Source organism: Kribbella hippodromi (assembly GCF_039531045.1).
Taxonomy (GTDB): Bacteria; Actinomycetota; Actinomycetes; order Propionibacteriales; family Kribbellaceae; genus Kribbella; species Kribbella hippodromi.
Window position 1 is genome coordinate 180,153 of record NZ_BAAAPH010000012.1, and the last position, 16,292, is coordinate 196,444.

The 16,292-nt window shown below is 67.2% G+C and carries 14 protein-coding genes and 1 pseudogene; 8 read left to right on the forward strand and 7 right to left on the reverse strand.

The features are described from left to right. Nucleotides 1-565 precede the first annotated feature (565 nt). A complete protein-coding gene (locus tag ABD260_RS19980) occupies nt 566-1,021 on the reverse strand; it encodes a MarR family winged helix-turn-helix transcriptional regulator (protein WP_344235116.1) in 456 nt (151 codons plus the stop codon). Nucleotides 1,022-1,103: 82 nt separating this feature from the next. Between ABD260_RS19980 and ABD260_RS19985 the strand changes: the two genes are divergently transcribed. From ABD260_RS19985 to ABD260_RS19995, 3 genes are read left to right on the forward strand one after another with little or no spacing between them, the layout of a single operon-like run. Then, the gene (locus ABD260_RS19985) at nt 1,104-2,294 is read left to right on the forward strand and encodes an FAD-dependent oxidoreductase (protein ID WP_344235117.1); all 1,191 of its coding nucleotides are present in this window, start codon (nt 1,104-1,106) and stop codon (nt 2,292-2,294) included. Nucleotides 2,295-2,304: 10 nt separating this feature from the next. Next, nucleotides 2,305-3,174, forward strand: coding sequence for an exodeoxyribonuclease III (locus tag ABD260_RS19990; protein WP_344235118.1), 870 nt, complete (start codon nt 2,305-2,307; stop codon nt 3,172-3,174). A 27-nt stretch (nt 3,175-3,201) separates the two neighbouring features. Further along, on the forward strand, nt 3,202-4,347 hold the full coding sequence (locus tag ABD260_RS19995; RefSeq protein ID WP_344235119.1) for a hypothetical protein: 1,146 nt from the start codon (nt 3,202-3,204) through the stop codon (nt 4,345-4,347). Here ABD260_RS19995 and ABD260_RS20000 read toward each other — a convergent pair. Continuing rightward, the gene (locus ABD260_RS20000; protein WP_344235120.1) at nt 4,340-4,840 is read right to left on the reverse strand and encodes a mycothiol transferase; all 501 of its coding nucleotides are present in this window, start codon (nt 4,838-4,840) and stop codon (nt 4,340-4,342) included. The two genes, ABD260_RS19995 and ABD260_RS20000, sit on opposite strands and share 8 nt — an antisense overlap. A gap of 255 nt (nt 4,841-5,095) precedes the next feature. Between ABD260_RS20000 and ABD260_RS20005 the strand changes: the two genes are divergently transcribed. Then, on the forward strand, nt 5,096-6,619 hold the full coding sequence (locus ABD260_RS20005) for a phospholipase C (RefSeq protein WP_344235121.1): 1,524 nt from the start codon (nt 5,096-5,098) through the stop codon (nt 6,617-6,619). On the opposite strand, the gene ABD260_RS20010 is transcribed toward ABD260_RS20005, so the two are convergent. Continuing rightward, a complete protein-coding gene (locus ABD260_RS20010; protein ID WP_344235122.1) occupies nt 6,620-7,324 on the reverse strand; it encodes a M50 family metallopeptidase in 705 nt (234 codons plus the stop codon). A 31-nt stretch (nt 7,325-7,355) separates the two neighbouring features. Beyond that, nucleotides 7,356-8,546 (reverse strand): hypothetical protein, encoded by a 1,191-nt coding sequence (locus ABD260_RS20015; protein ID WP_344235123.1) that lies wholly within the window; start codon nt 8,544-8,546, stop codon nt 7,356-7,358. A 96-nt stretch (nt 8,547-8,642) separates the two neighbouring features. Here ABD260_RS20015 and ABD260_RS20020 point away from each other — a divergent pair, with 96 nt between their 5' ends. Then, complete coding sequence (locus ABD260_RS20020) at nt 8,643-9,530, forward strand: neutral zinc metallopeptidase (protein WP_344235124.1); 888 nt, start codon at nt 8,643-8,645, stop codon at nt 9,528-9,530. Between the two features lie 342 nt (nt 9,531-9,872). Further along, nucleotides 9,873-10,508, forward strand: a pseudogene (locus tag ABD260_RS20025) (phosphatase PAP2 family protein); the annotation flags it as partial. Between the two features lie 20 nt (nt 10,509-10,528). Here the strand turns inward: ABD260_RS20025 and ABD260_RS20030 are convergent. Continuing rightward, complete coding sequence (locus ABD260_RS20030) at nt 10,529-12,670, reverse strand: bifunctional SulP family inorganic anion transporter/carbonic anhydrase (protein ID WP_344235125.1); 2,142 nt, start codon at nt 12,668-12,670, stop codon at nt 10,529-10,531. A 162-nt stretch (nt 12,671-12,832) separates the two neighbouring features. Between ABD260_RS20030 and ABD260_RS20035 the strand changes: the two genes are divergently transcribed. After that, nucleotides 12,833-13,591: an SDR family NAD(P)-dependent oxidoreductase gene (locus ABD260_RS20035; RefSeq protein ID WP_344235126.1), complete on the forward strand. Its 759-nt coding sequence runs from the start codon at nt 12,833-12,835 to the stop codon at nt 13,589-13,591. A gap of 42 nt (nt 13,592-13,633) precedes the next feature. On the opposite strand, the gene ABD260_RS20040 is transcribed toward ABD260_RS20035, so the two are convergent. Beyond that, nucleotides 13,634-14,026 (reverse strand): fibronectin type III domain-containing protein, encoded by a 393-nt coding sequence (locus ABD260_RS20040; protein WP_344235127.1) that lies wholly within the window; start codon nt 14,024-14,026, stop codon nt 13,634-13,636. Between the two features lie 87 nt (nt 14,027-14,113). Then, nucleotides 14,114-14,362 (reverse strand): hypothetical protein, encoded by a 249-nt coding sequence (locus ABD260_RS20045; RefSeq protein WP_344235182.1) that lies wholly within the window; start codon nt 14,360-14,362, stop codon nt 14,114-14,116. A 250-nt stretch (nt 14,363-14,612) separates the two neighbouring features. On the opposite strand from ABD260_RS20045, the gene ABD260_RS20050 reads away from it, so the two are divergent. Next, nucleotides 14,613-16,121 carry a lysyl oxidase family protein gene (locus ABD260_RS20050; RefSeq protein ID WP_344235128.1) on the forward strand — a complete coding sequence of 503 codons (1,509 nt, stop codon included), beginning with the start codon at nt 14,613-14,615 and terminating at the stop codon, nt 16,119-16,121. Nucleotides 16,122-16,292 lie beyond the last annotated feature (171 nt).

The following is a 16,292-nucleotide window of genomic DNA, read 5'->3' on the forward strand; positions in this document are numbered from 1 at the left end:
TCCCCGACGACTTTCGCGGCTGTGGATAACCGGCGCTTGTGATTGATGTGTGGGTCGGGTGGGGGTTGTTGGTCGAGCCTTTTCCTGAAATGGCGCCAGAAAGACTCCTGCCCGCTGCGGAAAAGGCTCCTGCGACGGTGCAGTGGACGTGCGGTGGGTGTGTTGTGGGGGGCGGGGTGGGGCTGGGGTTGTGGGGCGGGTGGTGCGCAGGCGGACAGGACGTATGGGCTGGGTGGGTAGTGCACTGGAGCGTGAACGGGGCGGGGTGTACGGCGTCTCGGGAGTGCACTACCTGTCAAGCTGCCGATTGCCCGCTGCAACCGCGGCCGTAACGGGCGCTGCCGGCAGGTCGATGCGCGACCTGCCGGACCATGGACAGTTACCGGACCGTGGACAGCTGAGCAGGTATCCAGACTCTCCATGGAGTGTTCTAGCTCCGCCGCAAGGCTGGACCGACTCATCGTGCGGGTCTCCGCGCTCACCGCCGGCGACTAGCGACCATCCCTCCCCGCCGCAACTGACCCACACATCAATCACAAGAGCCGGATAACCGCGCCGGCCGGAATCAGTCGTGTTCGAGATGGCGCCGGTTGATCTCCACGGCGGCGGTCATGAACTTCACGCACACCTGCAGGTCCTCGTCGCTCAGCGACTGCAGGTACTCCTGCCACTCCGCGCCGATCTGTGCGTACAGCGGCCCGACCCGGCGCTCGACCTCCTGGACGACCGGCGAAACGACCACCCGGCGCCGGTCGGTCGCGCTGCGTTCCCGCCGGACGAAGCCGGCGCTCTCCAGCCGGTCGACCAGTTGGGTGATGCCGCCACCCGCGCTGATCCCGGTCCGGCTCGCGAGCAGGCCGGGGGACGCCGGCCCGTCGTTGATCAGCATGCCGAGTGCCTGCAGGTCGCTGGCGGTCAGGCCGGCCGCCCGGGCGACCGAGTCCTGGAAGAGCACGGCGTACGTCATGAAGTCGCGCATCAGGCGGGCGGAGTCGTCCAGCAGGGACTCCCGTTTGGTCATCGGTATCTCCTCAGGATATTCTCTCGCTAAGAGAGAGAATACAGATACGAGTAATCGGATCGTCCACTCTAGAGGAGTGCGCATGCCCAAGGCTCTTGTCATCGGTGCCGGTGTCGCCGGCCCCGCTGTCGCCACCTTGCTGACCCGGAACGGCTGGGAGGCGCCGGTGTTCGAGGCGCGCAGCGAGCCTGACCCGTTCGCGGGGCTGTTCCTGAACATCGCAGTCAACGGGCGTCGCGTCCTCTCGACCCTCGGACTCGAGGAACGGCTGCTGTCCGACGCGCACCCGGCTCCGAACATGGTGATGTGGAGCGGACGCGGCAAGCAGCTCGGAGTGGTCCCGAACGGTCCGGCCGAGCGTCCGGCGGACGGCGGCGTCGTGGTCCGTCGCTCCTGGCTGCACGAGGTCATCCGCGACGGCGCCGAGCAGGCCGGAGTCAAGCTCACATACGGTCGCCGCCTGGCGGAGGTCCATCAGCACGCTGACGGTGTCACCGCGCGGTTCACCGACGGGACGGAGGAGGACGGCGACTTCATCATCGGCGCCGACGGCATCGGGTCCGCCGTCCGCAAGTACGTCGCGCCGGACGTCGTACCGACCTTCACCGGGCTCTTGGGCAGTGGGGGATTCGCACGCGTACCAGGACTCGAACCGACGCCGGGCATTCAGCACTTCGTCTTCGGAGCGAGGTCCTTCTTCGGGTACCTCGTCCGGCAGGACGGCACGGTGTACTGGTTCGCGAACCTCACCGCTGACGCGCCTCCGGCCGACCGGAGTGGACTGATCGGCAGCGGCGCGACGTCCGACGACTGGCTCGCCCGGCTGCGCGAACTGCACTCGGACGACCCCGCGCCGGTCCCGCAGATCCTCGCCGCGACCCAAGGCCCGGTGACGGTCTACCCGATCTTCCGCCTGCCGCGCGTGCAGCCGTGGTGGAACGACCGCGCGGTGCTGGTCGGCGACGCCGTCCACGCGACGAGTCCGTCGGCCGGCCAGGGCGCGTCGATGGCGCTCGAGGACGCGGTAGTGCTCGCGAACCACCTGGGCAAGGACAACGGCCTCCAGGCGTACGAGGACGCGCGCCGGGACCGAGCCGAGAAACTGGTCGCGTACGCGGCCGGAATCGACAAGCAGAAGCGGGTGTCGAAGTCCCGGATCTCGGTCGCGATCCGGGACCTGATGCTGCCGATCTTCCTGCGCAAGGCCGGCGCGGACCATCGCAACGACTGGATCTTCGACTACGACGTCCCATTCGGCGGAGGCCGCGCGTAACCTTGCTCGAATGCGAGTGGCGACCTGGAATGTGAACTCGGTCAAGCAGCGGATGCCGCGGTTGCTCGGGTGGCTGGACGAGCGGCAACCCGACGTCGTGTGCCTGCAGGAGACCAAGCTGACCGACGACGCGTTCACCGCGCTGCTCGGCGACGAGCTGACCGCCCGCGGGTACGAGCTCGGTCTGTTCGGCGAGCCGCAGTGGAACGGGGTCGCCCTGCTGTCGAAGGTCGGCCTCGACGACCTCGTGACCGGGGTCGCCGGCGCGCCGGGCTTCCCGCATCCGGAGGCGCGGGCGGTCGCGGCGACCTGCGGCGGCATCCGGATTCACTCGCTGTACGTCCCGAACGGGCGCGTCCCCGACTCCGACCACTACCAGTACAAACTCGCCTGGCTGAAGGCGCTGGCCGAGGTCGTCGCGGGCGGCCCGGACGAGCAGATCGTCTGCGGCGACATGAACATCGCGCCGACCGATGCGGACGTCTTCGATCCGGCCGCGTACGTGGGCCACACGCATGTGACCGCACCGGAACGGCAGGCGCTCGCGGACCTGATGGCAGCCAAGGACCTGCACGACGTGGTCCGTGAACGCTGGCCGGAGGACCGGGTTTTCAGCTACTGGGACTACCGCGCGGGCATGTTCCACCAGGACCTCGGGATGCGGATCGATCTGATGCTGACCACCGCTCCGGTCGCGGAGCGGGTGCGGGCGGCGTGGATCGATCGCAAGGCCCGGAAGGGTACGGGTCCGAGCGACCACGCGCCGGTGATCATCGACTTGGACACTGCTCCGGACGGCGACATCGGCCCGCTCGTACCGCCGCCGTCCGCGCCACGAACCGCCCGTAAGAAGACCACCAAGCTGCCGCAAAGCCGCTGACCAGAGCAGCTGACCGAGGCCGCCGACATGAACCGCCCACCACGAAGCCATGCCATCCTGGTCGCGGTGGTGCTGTGCACCGCAGCAGCCCTCACCGCATGCACTGCCAACAAACAACCCACGCCAGCTCCGGTCGCTTGGACCAAGGTCGACGTCGGCCCAGCCGAGCCGGTCACCCTGACTGCTCACGACGACCAGCTGCTCGTCGGCCTACGGCACCGTGGCGCGAAGGTAGTACCCGAGCTGCAACTCCTAGATGCGACCGGCAAACGCACTGAGATCCCGGTCAAGCCCAATCCGGCCAGCCCGTACGCGTTCGAAGCCATCTGGTACTCGATCGCGTACGACGGCAAGCAGCTGCTCGCACTTGGCGGAGCCGCCGGCGGTGCGCACTCCAACACCCGCTGGACTGTCTGGACAGGCAGTCCGCAAACCGCACTCGTGGAGCACCCGCAGAACTTCTTCACATTCGGCGGCCAGACCGCCGGTGATCTGTACAGCGCAGTCATCACGCCGGCCGGCAGGGCGCTGCTCGGCTCGTGGGGTGGCGTACAGACCGGCAACGACGCGATGGTCTGGCTACCGGAAGGCGCCGACGCGAAGTGGACCCGTCAGAGCCCAGCGAAGACAGCCCTGCAGAGCACGCCGTCCCTCCTGGTCGGACCCGGTTTTGGTACGACATTGGGCGCGCGAATCGTGCTTGCCGGTTCACAGGTACGGCTTGCGCCCGGAGTGGTCGCCCAAGAAGCAGCGGTCTGGTGGTCCACGAAGCTCAACCAGGGCTGGTCGCGGATCGTCCTCCCCGATCCCGGAAACCGCAGTCAGGCCAACACGGCGACCTGCGCCAAGGACTGTGTGATCTCCGGCTACGTCGACGGTCAGCTCGCGCTCTGGCGACTGGACGCGTCCGGCACGGCGAAGCGGCTTCAAGGCGTCCCGTCGATCCCAGTCGGCGACAAGGACAAGCTGCCGCCGCCGGTCGTCACCGGCGACACCATCGTCCAGATCGTTGCTCAGGACAACAAAGTGAAGCTGGTCAGCGGGCAGGACGGGCACTGGACCGTACAGGACTCAACCGGCCCGACAGGACCGGTGACCAGTGCCGCGCTGCTTCCGGATCACAAGCTCTACTTGATCGCCGGCGCAGCCCTCTGGCAAACCACGCTCAGCTGAGCAGACCCTTCACGTACGCCGCCTGCCCCGCGTGCTGAGTGCAGTCGTCGATGACGCTGACGAGCCGCACTCCGAGGGTGACCGGCGGGTCCCACCGGCGGTCGACGATCCGATCCAGGTCGTCGTCACTGAGTAGCCGGAGGAACTCGACCGTCCGCGCGTGCACCGCGTCGTAGTACCCAATGAGTTTGTCCGCGCTCAGCTTGACCTGCTCGACCTGCTCCGGGGTGTGCGCGTAGCCGGTGTCGGCCGCGTCGAGAGGCAGCCCGAGCCGCTCATGCCAGCCGTCTGCGGTGTGGACCTGCTCATAGCCACCGGCGTCGGCCAGATGGTCGTCCTGGACGCGGGTCAGGTGCCAGATCAGCCAGGCGATCGAGTTGGCCGTCCCACCCGGCCGGGTGGCGAGCGTCTTGTCGTCGAGCCCCGCCACGACGGCGTGCACGACTTCCTGAACCCGGCTGTGGGCATCGATCAGCAGTTCACTCGTCTTCATACCCGCCACCGTAGTCTCCAGGTCGGACAATTCCCCGCGGTCGCGGCGCTGGCGCTGCGGGGCCGCACGATCACAGCTGGTGGTCCTTGAGAGATATTTCAGGTAGCTGAGCGATTCTGAGTGAAAAGCACCGAGGCGTTTCCCAGCTGTTCGCCTCCGACGGCTCGCGGCCGGCGGACTGCGGACCGAGGCTGGGTGAGCCGATGCGCCGTCGACCTGACGGCTCCGGCTCGCACAGCCCGAAGGAGCTAGAACGTGTTCGTCCGCAGCAAACGCCGGCTTCCCCTGGCCGCCGGACTCGGCGCGGCCCTGATCGCCGCGGTCGCCGTCCCCGCCGTTGCCCTGGGCCACGATCAGGGTGCGCCGACCAGCACCCCGATCAAGCACCTGGTGGTGATCTTCCAGGAGAATGTGTCGTTCGACCACTACTTCGCGACCTACCCGAACGCCGCCAACACCGCGGGTGAGCCGCGCTTCACCGCGGCCGCCGGTACGCCCACCGTGAACGGCCTGAACGCCCCACTCGCCGCGCCGAACAACCCCAACTCGACGCAGCCGTTCCGGCTCGGCCGGGACCAGGCGCAGACCTGCGACCAGGACCACAGCTACACCGACGAGCAGAAGGCCGTCGACTCCGGCCTGATGGACAAGGTGGTCGAGACCGTCGGTCGTGGCGGCGCGACCTGTGCCGACTACGGTCACGGCAAGGGCCTGGTGATGGGGTACTACGACGGCAACACCGTCACCGGGATGTGGAACTACGCCCAGCACTACGCGATGAGCGACAACTCGTTCGGCACCGTGTACGGCCCGTCGACGCCGGGTGCGCTGAACCTGGTCTCCGGCCAGACGCACGGCTTCAGCGCCGACGGTGACGCCGTACCGGCCGCGTCCGGCACGGTGATCGGCGACCCGCAGCCCGCGGGCGACAAGTGCGACACCCGGGACACCTCCACGTCGACCGACAGCAAGAACAAGAACGTCGGCGACCTGCTGAACGCGAAGGGCGTCAGCTGGGGCTGGTTCCAGGGCGGGTTCGCGGACTGCAAGGCGACGCACAAGGACGTCGGTGGGGCCAGCAGCGCGGACTACATCGCGCACCACGAGCCGTTCCAGTACTACAAGAGCACCCAGAACCTGCAGCACACGCCGCCGGCCTCGGTGCAGGAGATCGGCCACAACGGTCCGGCGAACCACCAGTACGACCTGACGGACTTCTGGGCGTCGGTGGACCACGGTTCGATGCCCGCGGTGAGCTACCTGAAGGCAGCCGCGTACCAGGACGGCCACGCCGGGTACTCGACTCCGCTGGACGAGCAGCACTTCCTGGTCGACACCATCAACCGGCTGCAGAAGTCGAAGGACTGGAAGAACACCGCCGTCGTCATCTCGTACGACGACAGCGACGGCTGGTACGACCACCAGGTCAGCCCGGTGGTGAACCAGTCCAACGACACCGCGCACGACGGGCTGACCGCTGACAAGACCTGCGGTACGAACCCGGCCCGGATCGCCGGCGGCTACCAGGACCGGTGTGGGTACGGGCCGCGGCTGCCCTTGCTGGTGATCTCGCCGTACGCGAAGCAGAACTTCGTCGACCACACGACCACTGACCAGTCGTCGATCCTGAAGTTCGTCGAAGACAACTGGAAGACCGATCCGATCGGCAACTACTCGTTCGACGAGAAGGCCGGTTCGCTGGACAACCTGTTCGACTTCCACCGCAAGAACAAGGCGCTGTACCTGGACCCGGCGTCCGGCCAGCCGGTCAAGCACTGACTATCCAGGCAGTACGCCGGACCACATGACGCCAACAGCCAGACAGCCGAGTGTGACCAGGCCGAACACGCCGACCCACAGCAACGCCGGTACGCCGGTCAGCCTTCGTAGCTGATCGGCGTCCGAGCTGCGGCCCTGCCCGCGCCGCCGCGAGTGCTGTAGCTCCAGCACTGCGCGTGGCGCGGCCAGTAGCAGGAACCAGGTCAACAGGTGCGCGAACGTGGACTGCACCGACGGCGAGCCCCACCAGGACACCCCGAAGACCAGGGCACCGAAACCCAGCACGGACCACAGCCCGTACAGGTTGCGGATCTGCAGCAGCAGAATGAGCAGTGCGACGAGTAGGCCCCACAGCAGCGCAACGGCGTACCCGCGGCTGAGTACGAACGCTGCGGCCAACCCGAACAAGGCAGGACCGGGATACCCGGCCAGTAGTACTGCGATCATGCCCGCGCCGGTAGGGCGCCCACGCGACACGGTGACACCGGATGTATCCGAGTGCAGACGAATCCCGGACAGCTTCCGGCCGACCAGTGCCGCGATCAGGCCGTGTGCACCTTCGTGCGCGATCGTCACGACCTGTCGCGTGTACTGCCAGATCGGCCGCCATGCGATCAGCAGCAGCGCGACCACACCGGTACCGATCACCAACTGCGACGACGGATCAGGCTGCACCGACGTGATGCTGTTCCAGAACTCACTCACTCGCCCATCCTTACAGGCGAGTGGTCAACCCTCAGGGGAAGGGCACATGCACGGTCACGCGCTCGCGCAGCTGTTCACTGATCAGCCACAGCTCGTGGGTAGCGGGCCAGTACGACAGGTTCTCGGTGTTCTTCGGTGCCTTGGTCCAGACCGAAGTGGACACTCCGCCGGTACCGCGGTGCAGGCAGCTCGGGTAGTCGATACCGTCACCGATGTTCCCCGCGTACTCCGGACACACCCCGGAGATGACGAACTCGTTGTTGTACGACACCGCGCCCTGCATGCCCCACACCGGCGAGTCGAACGCTTCCACGGCGCGTACGACACCGTCGGCGCCCGCGCGGGGGAGTCCGGTGCTTTCGTCCAGTGGCCAGCGTACGATCCGGCCGCCACCGCGCGTGGTGTGTTCAGCCGCGACAAACGAACCAGTACCACCGTGGTCGACTCCTAGCGACGCAAAGCACGGTTTGGTACCTGTGGTGTTGGCGCAACCACCACCGGCGTACCAGTACGCACCAACTTGAGGTAGTGCGAACGCATGCCAGAGCGCGTGGTACTTGCCGTCAGTACCCAGTCCCACTTCACCGGTGCTGGTGTCAGTACGCCAGATGTGCCGTAGGTCGAACACCCGCAGTACGGAACCACCTGTCGCTACCACCAACATGTTGCCGGACCAGAACAGCCCATGGCCGTGCCCCGCGATCGCCTGGAAGTTCCCGTCTGCAGTGGGCTCCACCAGCAGGACATGCCGGTACTTGTTCGTAGCCACGTCCAGGAAGGACACCCGGATCGCACTGTCGTCACTGTTGTGCCAGGTGGCGACTACGACCCGCTGCGCGCCGCCGGCTGGTTGCGCGTCACCAGAGCCGCTGACTCCCTGCGGTATCCAGACGTTCTGCGCGTCGTCCTCACCGTCCTGCCAGCAGAACCCTTGTGGGTTGAGCGACGCGTTCAGGTACGTGCCGTGGCACAACGGCCGACCGGTCCGGTTGGACGCCGCGAGTACTTCGCTGACGCCGACCGGTGCGAGCTGTGGTTTGGTCTCCAACTGCGCGACCCGGGCCGCGTACGTCGCGAACGTGTCGCCGGAGACGAGCTGGAAGCCACTGGCATCGATCCGTGGGAAGGTCGCCGCTGCCTGCGCAGGCGTCGGTACCAGCACGCCGATCAGGAGGGCGGCCGTCAAGAAAGTACGGCTGATCCGCATGTCTTCGATAATCATTCACAACCGCGCGAGCTGTCCTGACGAAACGGCGTGGCGGCAGTGGGAGTGTCCTGATGGGGCGGCGTGGCGGCTGATTGGTTTACATTTCCCCCTGTGAACCCACGGGCCCTCCTCGCGACCTGCGCCGCCGCAGTGATCCTGTTGTCCGGCTGTACGTCGAAGAAGGACGCCACCTCGGACGCCGATGCAGCCGCCGCCTCCGAGGTCGCCAAGGCCCGTGAGGCCGTGCCGACGACCTCCGGCACCCCAGGCCCCGACTCGACCGCCCCCGTCTCGGCGCCGCCGATGCCGGCCGCTCTGGCCAGCAACCCGATCTACCGGGTCGGAGCGCTCCCGGCCGCACGCTGCGCCGAGCCCGCGTACGAACCGACCTCGCTGGCCAACGTCCGCGCGTACTTCACGCAGTACCTCGCCTGTCTGGACAAGGCCTGGGAGCCGGCGATCCGCAAAGCGGGGTTCACCTTTACCAAGCCGAAGCTCGTCGTCGTACTCGGCCAGTCCCCGTCGTCGCCATGTACGGTCGACGACGGACGCGACTACTACTGCGACGGCACCATCTACATGGACGCCGCGACGCACCTCGACATCGCCCGCGACGATCCGGACTGGGCGCGGGCCTGGATGGCGCTGGAGATCGGGCACGAGTACGGGCATCACGTCCAGGCGCTGACCGGGATGCTCACCGCGCTGTACAAGCACGACAAAACGCTGAACGGCGTTGACGCGCACCTCGAAGGCACCCGGCGGATGGAGTTGCAGGCGTCCTGTTTCAGCGGCGTCTACATCGGTGCCGACCGCAACTATTTCCCGGTCACGCCGGACTGGCTGGCGGTCTGGAACAAGGCGATCCTGGACACGATCGACACCGAGCACGACCACGGCAAGGGCCCGAACCACGCGCACTGGACGTCGGCCGGCTTCGACGCAGCGACCCCGGCAGCCTGCAACACCTACACCGCCAAGTCGTCCCTGGTCGGCTGACCCACCACCACGCCGGCCGCGGCGAAGATCAGTAGCAACGCGCCGCTGTACTACTGGGCCGGCGCGCTCTACTTCGCCCCTTCGGTGAACCAGCAGGATCAGACCGGTCGCCGCACCGGTCAGCTGAGCGCGGGTAGCGCGGGCGAGGACCCAGCTGATCTCGTCCGGCGGCTTCAGGGGTGTGAGGTGGTTCATATTTTTCGCAATTATCAGCAAGTTGCGATAATTTGAAATGGTGCCAAGGATCACAACGGAAAACGAATGACCGTTCTTGATCTCGGCGTGAGCCCGGGCGCAAGGTGTTCAGGAGAACGTGCGTTCGGTTTGAGCTGGGGGGTCGGCATGGCGCAGGTGACGATCGAGCGGGTGGCGCAACAGCCCGTGGAACCAAAGCCGGGCGGGGGATGGTGGCGGATCGTCCGGGAGGTCGCCCTGCTCGCCGTGCTCTTCGGCGTGTACAACCTCGGCCGCTTCCTCTCCGCCGACCACACCGGATCGGCGTTCCGGCACGCGAACGAGCTGATCCGCTGGGAGGCCTGGCTCGGGTTGCCGAGTGAAGCGGCGGTCCAGCGGCAGGCGCTCGAGCTCGACGGCGTCGCCCACGCGGCGAACCTCTTCTACGCCACAGTGCACTTCCCGCTGACCGCGGCGGTGCTGCTCTGGCTGATGATCCGCCGCCCGGCCGCGTACGGGAAAGCGCGCTGGGCGTTCGCGTCGCTGACCGGGCTGGCGCTGGTCGGGCACATGTTCTTCCCGCTCGCGCCGCCGCGGATGATGGCCGGCTGGGTGGACACCGGCGTGCTGCTCGGGCAGTCCGTGTACGGACCGAGCGCGCACTCCGGTGTCGCGAACCAGTTCGCCGCGATGCCCAGCCTGCATGTCGGCTGGGCGTTCATGGTCGCGGTGGTGATGATCCGGGTGACACGCTCACGCCTGCGCTGGCTGTGGATCGCGCACCCGGTGCTCACCTTTCTGGTCGTGGTGGTGACCGCGAACCACTACTGGCTGGACGGATTGGTGGCGATCACGCTCGCCGTCCCGTTGCTTCTGATCTTCGACAGCTCGCCGTCGGCGCGGGCCAGGAAGGGCTCGCGGTCCAGCACCAGCCTGGCCGCGGCCGCGCCGATGTCGAACCAGAGCCCGATCAGCTCGAGCCTGCCTTCCTCCTCGGCCCGCCGGACCGACGGGAAGCTGCGGAGGTTCTCCAGCTGGACGGCGACGTTGGCGACCGAGAGCTTGTCCGCTGCGATCAGCTTCACACCGGTTGCCGGGTCGCTGATGTCGGGCAGCCCGACCGCGTGCCTGACCGACGGTTCGAAGTGCCGCAACCAGGCCTGCAGCCCGGAGCCGGTGGGTGCGTCGGCGGCGAGCGTGGCCGCCGCCGCGCCGCAGGACGAGTGACCGCAGACCACGATCGACCGGACCCCGAGGACATCGACCGCGTACTCGATCGCGGCGTCGACCGAGCTGCTGTTCGCCCCTTTCGGCGGGACCAGATTGCCGATGTTCCGGACGCAGAACTGGTCGCCCGGGCCGCTGGTGGTGATCATCGTCGGCACGATCCGCGAGTCGGCACAGGTGATGAACAGATGCTCCGGCCGTTGTCCTTCGGCCGCGAGTTTCGCCAGCATCGGCCGGATCGACTCCGCCGACGCCTCGAACTCGCGGACGCCGTCCAGCATCTTTGCCGTCGACCGCAGTACCTCGACCGAACCGCCGCGGGCGATATGACCGCGCCGCCAGTCCTCGATGGCTTCGTACGCCGCGTGGTCGAGATGTTCCACGGTCAGCTCGACGCGTACGTGTGCGCCGGCCGGAATCGACCGCAGCTGCCGTACCAGCGAGGCGACGCCGAGGAAGACCAGTGCGCCGCTGATCCGGACAGTCCACACACCGCCCGTTTCGGTCGAGATCACGGTCGCGCGGGCGAGCCGGTACAAGACGCGGATCAACGCCAGCACAAGGCCGATCAAGACTCCTTCGGCCAGGCCTAGTACGGCCACACCTACTGCAGTCACCACGTACACAAGCAGCTCGTCGTGCCGGCGCAGCGTACGGATATGGGCGAGCTGCACCAGCCGAAGGCCGGTCACCAGTAGGACACCGGCCAGCGCGGCCATCGGGATCAGCTCGAGCATCGCCCCGGCCGCGAGTACGAAGGCCGCGATCCACAACCCGTGCAGAATCGAGGAGGCGCGGGTCCGGGCGCCGGCCGCAACGTTGGTGGACGAGCGGACGATGACGCCGGTCACGGGCATCCCGCCGAGCATGCCGGACACCGCGTTCGCGGCGCCTTGGCCGATCAGCTCGCGGTCGAGATTGCTGCGGGCGCCACGATGAAGCTTGTCGACGGCAACGGCCGACAGCAACGACTCGACGCTCGCGACCAGAGCGACAGTCAGCACGGCAGTGAGCAGCTCGACCGGCGTACCGTCGGGGAACTTCGGCAGGATCAGGCTTTCAAGCGGTTTGTCCGGCAGGTCCACGCGGGTGACATGCGGCATCGCGATCGCTGCCAGCGCGGTCACCGCGACCACGGCGACCAGCGGCGCCGGGACGATGTTGACTTTCGGTATCCGTGGCCAGGCGAGCACGATCGCGACGGTCAGCACGCCGGCCACGACCGAGTGGCCGTGATGGGTGACGAGTTGTGCGGGAAGCTCGGCCACATTGGCGATCAATGAACTTTGGGCTTTGCCGCCGAGCACCACGTGCAGCTGCTGGACAGCGATCGTGACGCCGATCCCGGCCAGCATGCCGTGCACGACGGCGGGCGACAGCGACAGGGCCAGGCGCCCGATCCGGGTGACGCCGAGCAGGATCTGCAGCAGTCCGGCGGCGCAGGTGATGGCGGCGGTCGCGGCCCAGCCGAACTGCGTGACCAGGCTGGCGACGACGACGGTCAGGCCGGCCGCGGGGCCGCTGACCTGGAGTGGTGAGCCGCCGAGCGCGCCGGCGACGACACCGCCGACGACGGCGGCGACCAGGCCGGCGATGAGTGGGGCGCCGGACGCGGCGGCGATCCCCAGCGACAGCGGTATCGCGATGAGAAACACCACCAGCGAAGCCGGCAGGTCGTGATGGAGAATCGACTTCCAGGCGGAAGCCGGTGGCGAGTGAGAGGTGGTTGAGGTCGGCACGAGGGGATTCCTCCGGCGTCGGTGCTCAGGGCAACTGCTCGGGCATCAGGCGTCGAAACTAAGAGTGTCGATCTGATCACCCATCGTACGGATGCGTTCAAGCTCGGAACAGCGGTAAATCCGATTCGTTGCCGAGTACATCGATGTCACAAGGAGAAGTGAGTGGACCTGCAACTCTCGGGCAAGACCGCGGTGGTCACCGGTGCGAGCAAGGGCATCGGTCTGGCCTGCGTACGGGCGCTGGTGCGCGAAGGCGCGACGGTGACCGGCATCTCCCGCGACCCGTCGAACCTCGCGAAAGCGCAGCAGGACGTGTCCTTTGAGGTCGAGGCGGTCGACCTCACCGATCCCGCCGCGACCAAGGCGGTCTTCGAGCGGATCGGTGTACCGGACATCCTGATCAACTGTGCGGGCGCTGCTCGGCGTACGCCGGTGAACGACCTAGATAGTGCGGCGCTGCATGCGGCGATGGACGCGAAGTACTTCACGTACATGCATGCGAGCGAGGCGGTGATCCGGGGGATGGCGGCGCGCGGCAGTGGCGCGGTGGTGAACGTCGTCGGCCAAGGTGGACGCGCCGCGAATCCCTTGCACATCGGAGGTGGCGCGGCCAACGCGGCGCTGATGCTGGCCTCCGTCGGGTACGCGAAGGCGTACGCCGGGCAGGGCGTCCGGGTGAACGTGATCAATCCCGGGACGACGCGAACGGCCCGGGTCGACGAAGGTCTCGAGGCCGCGGTGAAGGCGACCGGCCGGCCGAAGGAGGAACTCCTCGAGGACCTGGTCCGGGAGATCCCGATGGGCCGCGTCGGCGAGCCGGACGAGGTCGCGAACGTCGCGGTCTTCCTGGCGTCACCGATGGCGAGCTACGTGACCGCGTCGATCATCACGATGGATGGCGCCACCACTGCCGGCATCTGAAGTACCTGGGGTGAACAGCGGTTGCTGTTCACCCCAGGTTGGTCAGACGGTGATCCAGTCGATATCGGCGATGTAGCCGTTCGGGTTGCTGATCTTGAGCGAGTTGGTTCCGGCGGTGAGTTTCACCGGCAGGTACGTGACCTGTGGCGTACCCCAGTCGTTGTCGCGTACTAGTCGGTGCCTCAGCTTCGTAGCGCACCGGATTCGACGTGTGGAGCGTGATGGGCGCACTGCTTCCGATGTACGCCCGCCCCGCACTGTGAACTTGTACTCCATCTGCGGGGACAGCCCGTTCACCACCACGCTCGTACCTTGGCTGCTCGCGACTTGATTGCCGTTGGCAAACACCTGGTACGACGTGGCGCCCGCGCTCGGCCGCCAATCGAGCGATCCGGAGTTACGGCTGACGTCGGTTGCGGTCAGGTCGGCCGGCACACCGGCGCCGTTCGGGGCGATCCTGTACAGCTTCGAACCATGCGCGGGCAGTTGTGCACTGACTGAACCGGTGACGTTGTGGGAGTTCTAGTTGCCCCAGATGTCGCGGACGGTTGCCTTGTTGCCGCCGATGCCCAGCTGGTCGAACCTTCCGGTCACGGTGGCGGGGGAGTCGGCCAGCTTGGTCAGGTCGTCGCCGACGAACAGCGGCGCCGCGTTGATCGCCCAAAAAGTCAGGTAGCTCTGCCGTTCGGCCTCGGTCAGGCCGTCCATCGCGCCGACGCCGACGTTCAGCGCGTCCAGGTTGTTTCGGTGACCCGGGCCGGCGTCGTCGATCCACTGCGGTAGGTCCCATCAGCGTTGCTTCACCGACGAGTCCCATTTGACGACCTCCGGGGCGGAGTGAGCGGGCCTGTCCGAGCCCAGGATTGCTTAATTTGCCTCGTCAAATATCTAGGTCAGCTGACTTGCTGTGACGTGACTGCCACGGAACCGTGATCAACTTCGGCGCCCCGGCGGGGCGTCGTACCAGCAGCAGGCCGGCTCGTGAGGATGCCGGTCGCTTGCAAGAGGGGGTTCCATCATCGTGACAGCACGAAAGCTCGGCCGATCGGCGGTTGCCGTGGCCGGAGCGGCAGGACTGGTCGCACTCGCGGCCACGGGCGCCTCGGCGGCGTCCAGCACACCGGGCCAGGCGCCGGGCCCGGCGCCGGCCGTGGCGCGGCCGGCCTTGAAATTGGTTGCCGGGAGCATCAATGTGACGCTGGACAACGTCCAGGACTACGGCGTCGACCTCGACCTCGGCACGCATGTGGTCGCGGGCAACGCGCCGATCGAAGTCCGCGCGAACCGGGCGTCGTACGCGTCCCCGGTGGTCGCGACACAGTTCGTCAACGGCAAGGCGGCCCGGCAGTTGCCGAAGGGTTTGGTCAAGGACTTCTCCGGGCTGGGGAAGTTCCTGCACGTGACGGTCACCAACTCGGCCGGCAAGAAGGTGCTCGAGAAGGATCAGTCGCTCTGCCTGAACGGTGACGGGTCGCGTACCCGGCCGGACGCGCCGGCCACCTCGCCGTACCCGGACGGTTGTTCGGCGAACCCGTTCACCCAGGGTGCGGTTTGGGGTTTGCAGACCGGTTGGTCCTCGCGGACGTACGACAACGACGCCGATCCGGTGCAGTTGCCGGTTGGCAAGTACAAGGCGGTCGTCACGGTCGGCAAGGCGTACCGGGACTTCTTCAAGATCGGCGCGAACGATGCCGCGGTCACGCTGAACGTCACCGTCCAGAAGTCCCAGGACTGTGTCCGCGGGTGCTTCGGCGGAAAGAAGGCGGCGAAGAAGTCGATCGCGCCGAAGCCGAACGCGGCCCGGCCGACCGGGAAGCAGAGCGTGCCGAACGGCCCGAAGCCGGACCTGCGGCCGGTGCCGGCCTGGGGCATCCAGGCCGTGCCGGGCGATGCGGGCACGCCGGATGCGAACAAGGACTTCCTGCAGTTCTCCGCGACGGTGTGGAACGCCGGTCCGTCGCCGCTGGTGCTGGACGGGTTCCGCCGGCAGGGCAAGGACCTGATGGACGCGTACCAGTACTTCTACGACGGAAAGGGCAGGCAGGTCGGCTACCACAACACCGGAACGCTGGAGTGGGACGGACGGCCAGGTCACAACCACTGGCACTTCACCGACTTCGCCCGCTACAGCCTGCTGAACTCCAAGCAGTCGGAGGTGGTTCGTAGCCAGAAGGAGGCGTTCTGCCTGGCTGCGACGGACTCGATCGACTACACCGTGAAGAACGCGAACTGGCACCCGGAGAACACCGATCTGCACACCGCTTGCGGGGACCACAGTTCCCTGTCGGTCCGTGAGGTGCTGGACGTGGGCAGTGGCGACACGTACGTACAGACGCTGCCGGGTCAGTCGTTCGACATCACCAACCTGCCGAACGGTACGTACTTCGTGCAGGTGACCGCGAACCCGGAGCACCGCTTGTTCGAGTCGAACACGAAGAACAACGTCGCGCTGCGCAAGGTCGTCCTTGGCGGCACGCCGCACCACCGCACCGTCCAGGTGCCACCGGTCGGTGTCATCAGTGCTCCCTGAGCTCCCCTGATGCCGCCACGCCGGTCCCTGCACCGGCAACTCGCGCCCCCGGCCAACGATCCAGCCGGGGGTGCGAGTCTCTCAGCTCTTTCCAAGAGAAACCGGTCTAGCATGCAGCGAGTGCGACGATGGGTGACGCTTGGCGCGGTAGTGGTCCTGGCAGCTGCGGGA